At 60.4% G+C, this 14,033-nt stretch carries 14 protein-coding genes; 9 read left to right on the top strand and 5 right to left on the bottom strand.

The features are described from left to right. Positions 1-427 precede the first annotated feature (427 nt). Together AC1ECK_RS26265 and AC1ECK_RS26270 are read left to right on the top strand one after the other, a co-directional pair. Positions 428-1,123 (top strand): DUF6680 family protein, encoded by a 696-nt coding sequence (locus AC1ECK_RS26265; protein ID WP_480324336.1) that lies wholly within the window; start codon positions 428-430, stop codon positions 1,121-1,123. A gap of 517 nt (positions 1,124-1,640) precedes the next feature. After that, positions 1,641-2,384: a hypothetical protein gene (locus tag AC1ECK_RS26270; RefSeq protein WP_480324337.1), complete on the top strand. Its 744-nt coding sequence runs from the start codon at positions 1,641-1,643 to the stop codon at positions 2,382-2,384. Between the two features lie 209 nt (positions 2,385-2,593). On the opposite strand, the gene AC1ECK_RS26275 is transcribed toward AC1ECK_RS26270, so the two are convergent. Further along, positions 2,594-4,120, bottom strand: coding sequence for an AMP nucleosidase (locus AC1ECK_RS26275; protein WP_480324338.1), 1,527 nt, complete (start codon positions 4,118-4,120; stop codon positions 2,594-2,596). A gap of 199 nt (positions 4,121-4,319) precedes the next feature. Between AC1ECK_RS26275 and AC1ECK_RS26280 the strand changes: the two genes are divergently transcribed. From AC1ECK_RS26280 to AC1ECK_RS26305, 6 genes are all read left to right on the top strand, one after another. Further along, complete coding sequence (locus tag AC1ECK_RS26280; RefSeq protein WP_480324339.1) at positions 4,320-4,715, top strand: hypothetical protein; 396 nt, start codon at positions 4,320-4,322, stop codon at positions 4,713-4,715. Positions 4,716-4,871: 156 nt separating this feature from the next. Beyond that, positions 4,872-5,867, top strand: coding sequence for a homoserine kinase (locus AC1ECK_RS26285; protein ID WP_480324340.1), 996 nt, complete (start codon positions 4,872-4,874; stop codon positions 5,865-5,867). Continuing rightward, on the top strand, positions 5,858-6,664 hold the full coding sequence (locus AC1ECK_RS26290) for a BPSS1780 family membrane protein (protein ID WP_480324341.1): 807 nt from the start codon (positions 5,858-5,860) through the stop codon (positions 6,662-6,664). Before AC1ECK_RS26285 ends, AC1ECK_RS26290 begins: the two co-directional genes overlap by 10 nt. A gap of 192 nt (positions 6,665-6,856) precedes the next feature. Next, on the top strand, positions 6,857-7,309 hold the full coding sequence (locus tag AC1ECK_RS26295; RefSeq protein ID WP_480324342.1) for a MarR family winged helix-turn-helix transcriptional regulator: 453 nt from the start codon (positions 6,857-6,859) through the stop codon (positions 7,307-7,309). A 147-nt stretch (positions 7,310-7,456) separates the two neighbouring features. Further along, positions 7,457-7,876, top strand: coding sequence for an organic hydroperoxide resistance protein (locus AC1ECK_RS26300; protein WP_480324343.1), 420 nt, complete (start codon positions 7,457-7,459; stop codon positions 7,874-7,876). A 92-nt stretch (positions 7,877-7,968) separates the two neighbouring features. After that, on the top strand, positions 7,969-8,055 hold the full coding sequence (locus AC1ECK_RS26305; RefSeq protein ID WP_480324452.1) for an FAD-binding domain-containing protein: 87 nt from the start codon (positions 7,969-7,971) through the stop codon (positions 8,053-8,055). A gap of 98 nt (positions 8,056-8,153) precedes the next feature. On the opposite strand, the gene AC1ECK_RS26310 is transcribed toward AC1ECK_RS26305, so the two are convergent. After that, on the bottom strand, positions 8,154-8,330 hold the full coding sequence (locus AC1ECK_RS26310) for a DUF3563 family protein (protein WP_429272176.1): 177 nt from the start codon (positions 8,328-8,330) through the stop codon (positions 8,154-8,156). Positions 8,331-8,460: 130 nt separating this feature from the next. Further along, complete coding sequence (locus AC1ECK_RS26315) at positions 8,461-9,654, bottom strand: extracellular catalytic domain type 1 short-chain-length polyhydroxyalkanoate depolymerase (protein WP_480324345.1); 1,194 nt, start codon at positions 9,652-9,654, stop codon at positions 8,461-8,463. A gap of 407 nt (positions 9,655-10,061) precedes the next feature. Here AC1ECK_RS26315 and AC1ECK_RS26320 point away from each other — a divergent pair, with 407 nt between their 5' ends. After that, the gene (locus AC1ECK_RS26320) at positions 10,062-10,772 is read left to right on the top strand and encodes a phosphatase PAP2 family protein (RefSeq protein WP_480324347.1); all 711 of its coding nucleotides are present in this window, start codon (positions 10,062-10,064) and stop codon (positions 10,770-10,772) included. Between the two features lie 30 nt (positions 10,773-10,802). On the opposite strand, the gene AC1ECK_RS26325 is transcribed toward AC1ECK_RS26320, so the two are convergent. Next, a complete protein-coding gene (locus AC1ECK_RS26325) occupies positions 10,803-12,437 on the bottom strand; it encodes a CHAD domain-containing protein (RefSeq protein WP_480324348.1) in 1,635 nt (544 codons plus the stop codon). Positions 12,438-13,015: 578 nt separating this feature from the next. Beyond that, a complete protein-coding gene (locus tag AC1ECK_RS26330) occupies positions 13,016-13,981 on the bottom strand; it encodes a sce7725 family protein (protein WP_480324350.1) in 966 nt (321 codons plus the stop codon). Between the last annotated feature and the right edge of the window lie 52 nt (positions 13,982-14,033).

Raw genomic sequence — 14,033 nt, forward strand, 5'->3', positions numbered from 1 at the left:
TCCGGCGGAGCCCGCAAAGGCCCACCGGATAATCCTTTGCTACTGGAACGCCACTTCCGTAAGGCTCCGTAACCTTCTCGCGCACAAGCCTTAAAAATCAGCAACTTAAGACAGTTTTCCTAACAAAAATGCTCATTTTTCCGGCCACGTCTGGCGCGGTTTTGCCGCCGATGATTTAGTTAAGCTAGACAGCTTTCCGACCCTTCGGAACATTGCGCGAACACTGCCTCTGGAGTTTTACGCGCGCACCACAACACTTTATCAATCAATTCTTTGTTCAACTCGCAGAGCACAACCAAGACTAATCCCAGTCAATCGGTGCCACTCTAATGCGCCCGAGGTGTACTTTAGGATCTCCACACCCTGTACCACACCGTCTGATGCCTGCACTAGACTTCTCCTCAAACCACAAAACGCGGGGTTACACATGGTTCAGTTCGCATCAACAGATTACGTCGTGGCCGGTGCAACCGTGCTAGGGCCTGTACTCGCAGTTCAGGCGCAAAAATGGGTAGAACGCGCGCGCGAGGCGTCCAATCGACGGCAATTGGTCTTCACGGTACTGATGGCCACCCGACAATCCCGCGTATCCGTCGATCACGTTCGAGCACTAAATTCCATTGATCTCGCGTTTTATGGTCGACGCGTGCTGGGAATCCCACTCCGTGGCCGTAGGGCTCAAGCAGTGCTCGACGCCTGGCACGACTACCATGCTCACTTGTCTGTTCCACTCGACCAGCGTCCGAAAACTGACGCCGAGACTCGCGAATGGAACGGTCGTGGCGATGAACTGTTCACTAACTTACTTGAGCGCCTAGCTGTCGCGACCAACTACAAATTTGACCGGCAACAACTGAAGTCCGGTAGCTACTCTCCAGAAGCACACGGTACGGTTGAGACCGAGCAAAACCTGTTGCGGCGTCTTACGCTTGAATTGCTGGCTGGCGACCGCTCGCTTCCGCTTGATGTCAGAACGATACAGGTCAACGCCGATGCCGCAACCCAGCAACGAGACTTCCAAGAACGATTAATCACCAACCAAACCAACGTTGCAACTCGGTTGGCCGACATTCTCGACCGCCTGACACCGGCACGGGCCGATGGCGACGGTCAAGGTGGATAGAAACGCTTCAGCGTGCAACAAGTTGCCTGTACACGCTGCGATTGTCGTTCTCTTGGCCGAGCAACGGAGAGTATGCTTGGATGTTGCACATACTTGGGCTATTGGTGGTATGTGGATGGAAAATGGCACGGAATGAAGTGCGTTCCGAATATGCCACCGTTCGCTGAGTACGCCGCCTTCATCACAGGCTTTATGAACACCCTTAGCTCGGAGGAATGTGCCATCAGGCCATTCAATCCGGGGCCATCCATTAATGCGGCTGGAGCGGTTATGGATGCTATGGGCCTCAAGCCCAACGAAGTACCGCCTGATTTTTTTTCTCAACGTCACGCAGTAGTGCGTTGTACTTTGCCGTGTTGTCCACATGCGAGCCGTAATTCGTTCCAAGTGGTGCGCCGGAGGACCGGCGTAGCTACGGACACTACAACGAACAAATTTTGCTCATCACTTGTTGGCGTCGGTGGGGCGCAGCCGTAAAAATAACGGACTAGCATTCCTGTCCAACAAAGGAGGTTCAGTGGATCCGGGTTTGAAGCAAGCCGCAAAGGTTTTTAAAACCGTCGATTGGGTCGTCCCAGCGTACTTCAGCGTTGGTGTGATTGGCAGGATAGCGAGTGCCGTCGAGAATGCTGCATCTCATGAAGATCAGCAGACCATCCTGCGCACTGTTCTTCCGACTTTCTATGACGACGACTATTTGGCCGCGACGCTGACTGCGCGGTATAGCTCGACGATCTATGTGCGCGACTTCCGTAAACCAATCGCCGAATCCATCGAAGCGGCTGTAATCGGGTTACCGCACGCGGCCGTATCCACACTCACACCAGTGCTGGAGGGCGTTCTGCGTAAGATTGCGGCCGAGCGCAAGGGGCCAGAGGAAGATGGAAAGAGGTTTTTCATCATCCCCGAACTAGACGAATTGATCGCTAGAGAGGAGCGGTCATCCTACCGATACGAAGAGCGCATTACGATGCTTCAGTCACTCCGTGATTTTTTTGCTGAGCGGCTTTACATCAAGACCCCAAACTATCGAGGCTTGGACCAACTAAACCGTCATGGCATCTTGCACGGTATTTTTGATGGATATGGCGATGTCGTGAACTTCTATCGTCTCATATCTCTACTGGATCTACTGTGCTTCGCGTTGGGGTTGTTGCACGGAGGTTCAGGTTTTGCGTCGGACGACACGCCGGCATCACGCAGGCTTGCGAGCTACTATCGAGCCGCACGAGAACATGCAACGCAGCGCCCGACGGCATGATGTACTCGCAACAGGGATGCACTCGTTAGCAACGGTCTATCGCTCACAGGCGATCAAAATCAGTGGCAGATCGGACTCTGACGGCCGAGTTGGTCCAAGATCGGTTCATGAGCGCCACTCGCACCTCCGAAGCAAGTTAGACACCGCCCTTCAAGTTAGACAATCCAATATCTGGCGAAGCCACCAAAGCCCCGCCAGATAAAGCTCCGTCACTGAAACGCCACTTCCGCAAAGCTACGTAACTTGCGGCTATGCAGACGATGCAAACCGTTCATGCGCAGCAGTTCCATCGCCTTCACGCCGATCTGCAAATGCTGATCGACCTGTGCCCGATAAAACTGATCCGCCATGCCGGGCAGCTTCAGTTCACCATGCAGAGGCTTATCCGACACGCAGAGTAAGGTGCCGTAAGGCACCCGGAAGCGGAAACCGTTCGCGGCAATCGTCGCGCTTTCCATATCCAGCGCAATGGCGCGGCTTTGCGACAACCGCTGCACGGGCTCACGATGATCGCGCAGTTCCCAGTTGCGGTTATCGACGCTCGCCACCGTCCCCGTGCGCATCACGCGCTTGAGCTCGACGCCGTCGAGCTGCGTCACCTGCGCAACCGCCCGCTCCAGCGCCACTTGCACTTCCGCCAGCGCCGGGATCGGCACCCAGAGCGGCAGATCGTCGTCGAGCACGTGGTCTTCACGCACATAGCCGTGCGCCAGCACGTAGTCCCCGAGGCGTTGCGTATTGCGCAACCCCGCGCAGTGGCCGAGCATGATCCACGCATGCGGACGCAGCACCGCAATGTGGTCGGTAATCGTCTTGGCGTTCGACGGCCCGACGCCGATGTTCACCATCGTGATACCGCTGCCATCCGCGCGCTTCAAGTGGTATGCGGGCATCTGCGGCAGACGCGGCGGCGGCGTGCCCTCGTCGGCTTGCTCGCCGAGGTTCGCGTTGTAGGTGATCACGTCACCCGGCTCCACGAACGACGTGTACTCGCTGCGATAAGCGCGCAGTTCCTCGTCGTCGGTATGGGCCATCATCGTGCGGCCGAGTTTGACGAATTCGTCAATGTAGAACTGGTAGTTCGTGTACAGCACGTAGTTCTGGCAGTGCGTGGGAGACGTCGCGGTGTAGTGCTTCAGCCGGTGCAGCGAGAAATCGACCCGCGCCGCCGTGAACAGTGCGAGCGGATGCGGCTCACCTGGCCCCGGCTCGTACGTCCCATTGACGATGCGATCGTCGAGAAAGCGCAGGTCCGGCGTATCGAACACATCGCGCATGCCGAACAGCCGCTCGCGATCGAGATCGCCTTCCAGATGGATGCCTTCCGCGAACGCGAAATGAATGGGAATGGGCTGATCCGAAACGCCCACTTCGATCTGCACATGATGGTTCTTCGCCAGCAAGCGCAACTGCTCGCGATAGTAGTTGCCGAACAGGTCGGGGCGCGTCACCGTGGTTTCGAACACACCGGGGCCGGCCACAAAGCCGTACGAGCGGCGCGAATCGATATGCGTATTGACCTCGGTGCACACCCGGACGAACGGGTAGCACGCGCGCACCCGGCGCTCAAACGGTTCATTACGCCTGTAACGTGCAAACGCATCGCGTAAGAATGAGGTGTTCGCTTCGTAGATAGCAGACAGATGAGTCACGGCGTCCGCTGCGTCGTCGAAGGCCTCGGTCGGGAAGTCATTGGCGGGTGTCTGCACCGCGCGCTGATTGGTGTTGTTGTTCATCGTCATTCGCCTCGATTGATGAGACGACATTACCACGGAACCCTACCCGATTGCTCATCGGGGCCGGACCAGCCAGGGGGCTGGCGAGTTTGCGCGCATGTCGCGCACGCGTCGCGCGAAAGCAGCGCAAAATAAGGCCAACGCGCCCGTGAGCAAGGATGGATTTGCTAGAATCGGGGCACCTTATTGGAGAATCACCATGAAGCCGCTCCTTCCGGTCGCCGTTGCGCTGGCGCTTGCCATTGCCAACTCCGCAATGGCTGCCCAGCCTGTGGACGCACCGCCGCCCGCCGACAAGCCCATGTCCGCCAATGAACGGGCCGGTCTGCCGGACCTGGCTGCGATCAATCGTCCGGCCGCTGAGGTCAGCTCGAAGGTCGAGATCAATCAGCCGCGCGTGCCGAGCTTCTATGAGAAGAGCCCGAACGGCACCGAAATCACCGAATACCGCGATAAGGGCAAGCCGGTCGAAATCAATGTGCACTCGAACCTCGGCACGCGCTATCAGATGAGCGCGCCGCTCGACACGTCACCCAGCGCGAACAGCAGCACCCATCCGAGCAATCGCCTGCCGTCGGTTAGCCTGACCTACTGATCGTTTATCCAGCAGCGGGGTGCCGACCGCGCCCCGCAGCGCGCGCGGCCCGGCGTCCGGGCCTTCAGCCTGTTTGTCCTGCTTGCCCTGATTACCCATACGTTGCCGCACTGGCCGCACCGCGCCAGCCCGACCACCTGACCCGACGTTTCCCGCATGGCTGTCTTCACCGCTGTTACCGAACCCCAACTCGCAGAATGGATGCAGCATTACGATCTCGGCGACGTCGTCGAGTTTCGCGGCATTGCTTCGGGTATTGAAAACAGCAACTTCTTTCTGACGACGACGCGCGGCGAATACGTCCTCACGATTTTCGAAAAGCTGACGGCCCAGCAACTGCCGTTCTACCTCGACCTGATGCAACATCTGGCGGCGCACCGGGTGCCGGTACCGGATCCCATGCCGCGCGAAGACCGCGCGCTGTTCGGCATGCTGCAAGGCAAGCCGGCCGCCATCGTCACCAAACTCGAAGGCGCGCCGGAAATGGCGCCGGGCGTCGAGCACTGCATCGAAGTGGGGCAGATGCTGGCGCGCATGCACCTCGCTGGGCGCGACTACGCGCACCACCAGCCGAATTTGCGCAGCCTCGCGTGGTGGCAGGAAACCGTGCCGGCCGTGCTGCCGTTCCTCGCCGATGCCCAACGCGACTTGCTGAGCGCGGAACTCGCCCACCAGCAGGAATTTTTCGCCTCGGCGGATTACGCCGCGCTGCCCGAAGGTCCGTGCCATTGCGATCTGTTCCGCGACAACGTGCTGTTCGCGCATGCGGCGCCGGATAGCGGCCACGAAGTGCGCCTGGGCGGCTTCTTCGATTTCTATTTCGCCGGCTGCGACAAATGGCTCTTCGACGTGGCGGTCACCGTCAACGACTGGTGCGTCGATCTGGCCACCGGTAAGCTGGACGAGGCCCGTGTCGAAGCAATGTTGCGCGCCTATCAGACCGTGCGTCCGTTCACGCTGGAAGAAAACCGTCACTGGGGCGACATGCTGCGCGCAGGCGCCTACCGCTTCTGGGTCTCGCGCCTGTATGATTTTTATTTGCCGCGGGCGGCCGAACTGCTCAAGCCGCACGACCCGGGCCATTTCGAGCGCATTCTGCGCGAACGCCTTTCCGGCATTGCGCTTCCAGGCATCCATACCTCATGCAACTAATTGAAGTCCCCGCGAAGACCGGCTATGTATGGTTCCGGCAGGGCATCTGGCTGTTCCGCAAGAACCCGCTCGCCTTCCTGACGCTGATCTTCGCGTACCTGCTGCTGGTGACGCTAATCGGGCAGATCCCATACGTGGGCGGCGTGCTGCCGCTCGCGCTCGTTCCTGGCGTTGCGGTCGGGTTTATGGCTGCGTGCCGCAACACCATCGCCGGCAAGCCGGTGTTTCCGACGATATTGGCAGACGGTTTCCGCTCGTACGGCGCGGTCGCCGCCAAGCGTCTGCTCGCGCTCGGGGGGCTGTACGTGATCGCCATGGCGCTTGTACTCGCCGGTTCCGCGCTAGCCGATGACGGCACACTGCTGCGATTCGCGCTGGGCACCACGGCTCAGGACCCCGAGACGCTCGCTAACACCAACATCATGTCGGGCATGCTCGCGGCGTTCGTCTTTTCCATTCCGGTCGCCATGCTGTACTGGTTCGCGCCTGTCCTCGCAGCGTGGCACGATGTGCCGCCGCTGAAAGCGATGTTCTTCAGCGTGGTCAGTTGCTGGCGCAACCGCGGCGCCTTCATTGTCTTCGGTGCATTGTGGCTTGCGCTGAGCATGGTTGTTGTGTTTGCCGTCATGGCGCTCATGGCGGCGCTCGGCGCTGCCGACTACGCTCCCGCCATGGTGTTACTCGCCAGCATCGTCTTGATGACCATGCTCTATTGTTCGTTTTACGCGACCTATCGCGGCTGCTTCGGGGTGCAGACGCCCGAGGCGCCGGATCTGCCCAGCACGCCGGCCGGCTGAAATGCGGGTTTGCCGGGACGGTGCGAGCGTACCGCCCCCGCATACGCCGCGCGCTGTTCGCTGCGCCAGCAGCGTCCAATCTGGCGCAGCGCCCTCTCCCTCCCCACGTCGCGCTCGTCAGTCCAGCGCGAATGCGGCACAATTGGTTTGCGTGCAAGCCATTTGCACGCTCTTTTCCGATCGAGCCGCATCATGACCCAACGCCCCGCCCTTCCGCTTACTCTCGACGAGCAGCTCTGCTTCGCGCTCTATTCGACCTCGCTCGCCATGACCAAGGCGTATAAGCCGTTGCTGGAAAAGCTCGGGCTGACCTATCCGCAATACCTCGCCATGCTGGTGCTGTGGGAGAGCGACGACCTGACCGTCAAGGACATCGCCACGCGGCTGAATCTCGATTCCGCCACCGTCACGCCGCTGCTCAAACGGCTCGAGGCGCAGGGTTATCTGGAACGCGTGCGCGGTGTCGACGACGAACGGCTGGTTTACATCCGCCTCACCAAGTCCGGCGTGGCGCTCAAGCGTGCGGCACGGGAAGTGCCCGCCGAAATCTTCTGCGCGACCCAGCAAGCACCGGAATTCCTGCTTCAGCTACGCGACGATCTGACCCGACTGCGCGGCACGCTCAACGACTATCTCGAGCACTGACCCGAACGGCCGGTTCAGCACCATCCGTCCGATTCGCAATTTAATTTGCACGCTAATTATTAGTACGATATGTTTACAGCATGCCGGTTCGACGATGACCTTCGCGGATCCAGGCAATTTCCCCGACCCAGACATAGGAGCAGCACAATGAACGTACTTTACAAGGCAACCGCCACCAGCACGGGCGGACGCGATGGCCGCGCGGTATCGTCGGATCAGATACTGGACGTGAAGCTTGCCGCGCCGCGTGAACTGGGCGGCAACGGCGCCGTCGGCACGAACCCCGAGCAGCTCTTCGCTGCCGGCTACTCCGCATGTTTTTTGAGCGCGATGAAATTCGTTGCCGGTCAGCACAAGCAGGCATTGCCTGCCGACACCACGGTCACGGCTGACGTTGGCGTGGGCCCGAACGACCACGGCGGCTTCGCTCTGGATATCGAGCTGCGTGTTTCCCTGCCGGGCCTGGAAGCCTCAGCGGCACGCGAACTGGTGGACACCGCGCATCAGGTCTGCCCGTACTCGAACGCTACGCGCAACAACGTCGCCGTGCGCGTTCAGATTGCCTGAACTGGGTTAGTCACACCGAGGGTGTAAAGCGCTCCGGCATCCCACACGACAGGGGTATCGTCGGGCAGCCAACCCGTTGCCGCATCCAGGCGATGCGGCAGTTAAAGCAGACGGGTTACATACACCACCGCCTCCGCATGGTGAGCGCGGGTTTTCTGGTGATGGGCCACATCAATTAAAACGCGAGCATCGCACCACAATGCTATCGACGACAACGCGATAGCGAGCACTCACATGCTCAAACCCCGGCAGTGCCGGTGGCTCTAGCGATATCAGCTTAGTGCTGGGTCATCCACGCCGGATGACGCACCGCTGCTTCGCGGTCGAGCTTGCGCATACGGAACTCGAGATCGTACAGATCCGTGGCTTCGGCCAGATAAGCGTCGCTACGCTCTTTGGCCATCTGGTCAGCGGACTTCGTGAGGAACAGGAACAAGCGGCTCAGGAGATACATGATCAACCTCGAAAAGAATCTAGGGTTTATACTTAGTGAATAACCCTAATTATAGGGAAAACCCTAGGTGATGCCAAGATATCTTTTCTGAAGTGTTGCTCTATTGCTCTGCGGACCCGCCGGAGCGCCGCTAAGCCCCGCCCGACGCGGCTCCAGCCGGGACGCCCTCGGTCTCCCGCACCTTTGCCGGGCGCCGCTGATACCTGAAAAACTCCCAGATCAGCGCGCTCGCATCCGGCCCTTTGGACGAATGGAACGGCACGGCGTCGTCGCCACCGCTCCATGCGTGACCCAGCGCCTGGACCCGGCACAGGCGCACCACGCGCCGCCCGCCACGCAAGTAGTCACGCGTGATCACGCCAGCCTTGCGCTCCTCGCGCACTTCGCCGGCAATGCGTTCGCCCTCGGCGTCGATCAATCCGTTCAGGCGCAGAAACTGAGTCGCCAACTGCTCCGCATTGGCGGGTGCGACGACGTGATCAGCGTCGCCGTGGAGGATGACGGCAGGCATGCCGGGGTAAGCCGCGACATCGACAGCCTGGTCGATCAGCATGACCGGGTCGTGCCGGGCGCCACGCCGCATCACATCCATCGCGACGATCCCCGAATGGGCCTCGCCAAAAGCCGGTCCTGAATGCATGGCAACCGCCGCAAAGCGCTCCGGATAAGAGGCGGCCAGCAAGGTCGTCAAACCGGCCCCCGCCGACAACCCCGCGACATAGACCCGCTCGCCGTCGAAGTCATGCTCGTCGACGAGCGCATCGACCAGCGATACCACCGCGCGCGCCTCGGCGCCGCCTGCGGTATCGCTGGCGTCGTACCAGTGCCAGCAGCGATGTGCATGCACATGCTTGGATTGCTCGGGATACACCACCGCAAAGCCGAAACGGTCGGCCAGCAGGTTCATGCGGGTGCCTTCGGCGAATTCGTCGATCGATTGCTTGCAGCCGTGCAGCATCACGACGAGCGGCATCGGCGCGTCGGTCACCGCAGCCGGCACATACAAGCCGTATTGCAGATGATTGACGAGACGCCCTGGCGCTGCGGGCGCGGAATGGAACGAGCGAGTCCACGTCCCGCTCGCCCACGCGGCCGCCCGCGGACGGACCCGCGATTCGCGGGCACCCGGACGCGGCGCTTCGCGTTTGCTCGGCGAACGGAGGGTGGTGGCCGGTTTGACCGGCTTGAGCTTGGCGGATACTTTGCCGGTCGGCCGCGCGGGCCGTGCGGCGGTGCGCTTGACCGAATCGCGCGCATGTTGGGCTTGAATCGAGATCAGACGCTTCAGACCGCCCAGCCAGATTTTCGTCAGACTTTTTGCCATCGGATGGTGACCTCGCAAAAAGGGACCGATACTGTCCTGTGGAACGGATAACTTTGTGCATTGCACAATAACATCAATCCCGATGCCATGCCGAACGCATCGTCCGTCCTGGTTCGCCGGCGCGCACGAACTGCGCACTCACCTGGCTACCGCCGCTCGTCCCATTGCCAAGTGTTTTTGCTCAGTGTTTCATACAAACAGAGGCGTCACCGGCGGCCTGGCGCAATGCACCAGGGTTGGCGCCATAACGTCGCGCAACAAGCTCCGTCGGGCACTCCCGTCTATACTGACAGTCAGATGCATGAAACACGTATGGCGTGTCTCACTTGCTTGTCGGCCAGATGGATGGCTGGCGCGTTAAACAACTACGGTCCTGATTCCACGCGGCGCTTTTCGCGCTTCTTTCCATGCCTGACTTGCCCTCCCACCTTTGGTATTCGATCACCAGCCTCGGCGGCGCCGGTCTGACGCTGCCGCTCGCCATTGCTATCGCGCTTTGGCTGGCGCTCGGCTACTCGTGGCGGATGGCAGCGGGCTGGCTGTTGTTGCTGGGAGCGGCTATCGGCGTCGTGACGCTCACCAAACTGGCCTTTCTCGGCTGGGGCGTCGGCGTTCGCGAACTGGATTTCACCGGCCTGAGCGGCCATGCGGTGCTCTCCACCGCCGTCTATCCGGTCGCCCTGTTCCTGATGCTGCTGCCGGCGCGTCCGGCATTTCGCGTTGTCGGTGTCGTGCTGGGTCTGGCCGCCGGCATTGCGGTCGGGTTGTCGCGGGTCGTGCTCGATGCGCACTCGCCGTCTGAAGCCATCACCGGATGCATCGTCGGCGCGGTGACTGCGCTGATGTTCGTGCGTTGGTCGTGGGATGCCGAGCCAGGCAAGCTGTCGGCCGTGCCGGTCGCCGTGAGCCTGATGATGCTGACCGTCGGACTGCACGGCGTTCATCTGCCGACACAGCGCTGGGTCACCCACATCGCTCTCAAAGTCTCCGGCCACGAACGGCCGTTCATCCGCGCGCGCTGGAAGGCGGGCCACTACGACACACCGAGCGCGGCGCCGCTGTCGCAGACCCAAAACACGCTCGCGGCGCCAATTCGGGGCGACGCTGACAGCGTGTAGCAACGCGCGCATCCGACCCGCCGCCTCTCATCAACACCCTGCAGCGCCGCCTGATATTTTGGGCTTGCGCAGTCTGCGCAGCAGGCGTTCGCCTTCCTGCGCCGTGTAGCGTTGCGACGCCTCGCACCAGCCGCGAGCGAAACCGGACTGGTAGGGCGGCGCATCGATCTGCTCGAGGTGACGCAACGCGACCGCTGCGTCGTTACCTTCGCCAAGGACGCCCTGTATCCGCGAAACGGTTTTCACGCTTTCGCTACGGGTTTTCTGTGAAGCGATCGACTCGAAAAATTCCAATGTGTAGCGCAGGTACTTTGCCTGGATTCGTTCTGCGTGGCGGGCCGCTTCATCGAGCGTGGTGAGTTTCGGTGCGCCAACCAATCGTCTGTAGTACTTGTTCACGCGCTTTCGTGCGTACGCGCGCAGCGAATGACCCGACGCCCCTGCGGGCGGTTCGTTCGATGGCAAACCGCTCAGCCATTCGAGCCACGCGAGCACAAGCCGCGCGTAACGGGACGAGCCCACCGCGCCGCGGACACGCTCACGGGCTTCGAGACGCTGCGCCTCGGCGAGCTCGCGGGTCGTGTTCCAGGCGGCGCTGTCGAGGTCCGCGGCGGCGAGACCCGGCAGCGTCGTATCGACGAACACGTCCCAGTCACGCGCTTCGCCGAGGATCTTTCCCAGCCACTTGAGGTCGGGCGCGATGCGCGTCTTCCACGTTTCGTCGGCCCAGTGCGGGAAGATCCGTAGCGCCGTCCTCAGACGCCGCTGCGCGACGCGCATCTGATGAACAAACTCAGTGCTGACGGCATCGCGGACGCCGGCGTCGTTGCCGAACCAGTGCTCCGCAAGGTTGTCGCCGATGGCGATCAGGGCCGCATGCGGAGTCGAGATGCCAACTAGATGGATCGGGGCGGCGCGCACCGGCATAGCGGGGTCATGCACGGCATCGGTTGCGTCGTCGCGTGAACTGCCAAACGCTGAATGCAGCACCGGGAAGACCGGTAAAACAGCAACCAGCTCACAGGCCGCTGCGAAAAGCGCGCTCAGCGAAGGGGCTGCGGCGTTATCCACGCAAGCTGTAGTCAGGCGCACTTCGCGGTGCGGGGGCGTTTCGTCAGACGGGGAAGCCATCGGACGCTCGAAGACGACATTGACAGCGATCCCATCCGCCGCGCGCCATTGCCAGTGATCACGCCGGCAGGCGAGCCTTGTGAGCAGCGCGAACTCGCCCGCTTCGGCAAAGGTCTGGCGCAACTTTTCCGGTGCGTCAACGAGCGCCGTGCTAAGCGGCGCGTCCGCTTCCAGCCGCGCCTCAAAAAGAACCTCGCGCAGTGTGATGCCGGGCGAATAGCGTGCTTGCTGGCAAACCACAACGCGTCGCCCGCTCGCCGAAGTGTCCAGCATGACCTGCAAGCCTGCCGCAGCCAGTTTCTCGTTGCAGTCGGGAGCGCTGCTTGTCACCTGCGCACGGACATCGGCGAACTCGGCGCTGGGTGAGCCGCCGCATTGCATGCGCTCGCTTCCTGGCAATGCCTCAAGCGCCTTTACGAGAGCCGCATCGAGCCTATCCGCAGTATGAAGGCGCTTGCTCCGTTCGCGCTGCAGCAGCCACGCCTGCGCGGCGGGCGTTGGAATATCCAGTACAAGCTCGTAGACCCGGGCCATGAACGTCTCGATGTGTGAGAGGACGAGGTCGCGCGAAGAAGAACGCGTGGCCTATTGTTCATGTTACATGGACGGTAGATTAGGGGGCACTCCCCTCGTCAAACTCAAGAGAAGACGACATACGCCGCCGCCAACAATCTGCGCGGCGCCACATTGCTTCACAACGACGGGCCGAAGAGCGGCTAGCGGCGTTGGGGCGAACACGTAGGTACGACGGAAATCGATTTATGCGCAGGCGCCTCGTTCAACGCCGCGAAACAAGCCTAGGTCGCGTGCTGCACGATCCCGTTTCCAAAAGATACACAAAATAACATCTACCCCGATTAGCCAGAAGCCTTACCAGATAGGGCTTTTGGCGATTTTCGACAGGAACGATACGGCTCGGGGTAGCGAACAAGTATCACGCCACTAGCGCTACCCCTTGGCTGCCAGAGGCAGCGATCGGACCGCATCGGAGTTCGGCCACCAACAGCCTCTCCTGCCGGTTCGCGAAGGTCCGCTGTCGAAGCGCTACGGGTGCAATGTCCAAAGACAATCAACTGATTTCCGCCGATTCGTCCGAAACCGGTTCTAAGCGATCACGGATAACGACCCGCCATAAGTCCACTCATCAAATCTAGGTGGTGGGCAACGCTCCAACGTTTGTTTGTTGCTAACGAGATAGAAGATGCGGCCGTGTTAGCGGCAAGGTACCGTTCATAGGCAACAGTCTGCCCAAACGAATCTGATGTCCGCTTAGCGGTCTCTGCTACCTTGGCGATCGCCTGACGCATTTTTACTTCCAGATCGGGACCTGCGAGTGACGTGGAGGTTGAGACGAAATGTTCTACAAAGATATCTTGCGTCGCGCGATTCACGAAGACTAGGTGGATGGCGACAGCATCCGGCCTTCTTCCACCCTCTTGAAACGTTCCCGCAAGCATCGTGAAATCACCGAAGCCGGCAAAGCCTAGTGGTTTATACCGTTTGTGCATATCAGTGAATGACTCAATGCCAGCGTAGAACGCGTTCTTGGGCTGGGTCTGGAAGCAATCCTCGATTGGTACACAACGCTTTTCGGATAGCGTTTTCAGCGTGCTGCTCTTGGGTATTTCGCCTGTCAGGAAAAACCGACAGTCTAAGGCCGCTCTGTCTACAGAAGTCGCGACGTCGGCAGGGGAGATCGACGAGTTCCGGAGCACGATTCCTATCTTTGGAACATCCCACGTCTTCAGGAAAGCACGAAGTTCTGCAATAGTCGAGTGCCTCCCGGCGAGGAACGTCGGCCGGACCACATCGTGCATTTCGATTAGATTCGATGTCTCTCCAGCCCAAGCCTTGCTTTTCCCGTTTTCTTCTTTGAACTTCCCCAGTTCGGGGTTAACTACAACATAGACAGGTTGATTTACGGATTGCGCGGCTCCAGTTGCCAAGCGCAGGCTGTCAACGTTATGCGTTACCGGCTCAATTACCGGGATGACCATCTTGTCGCTTGATAAGCGTGCAGCAATATCCCGAAACGCAAAGAGCTCGCTTTGACGGGCGTACAGGTAAGGGTGGTACACGTGGATTCCGGTTGAAGAAAGAAGGTCCTTCTGCTTGCTTAAGACTGCGGCG

This window comes from Paraburkholderia sp. SSBN10T, from assembly GCF_056619545.1.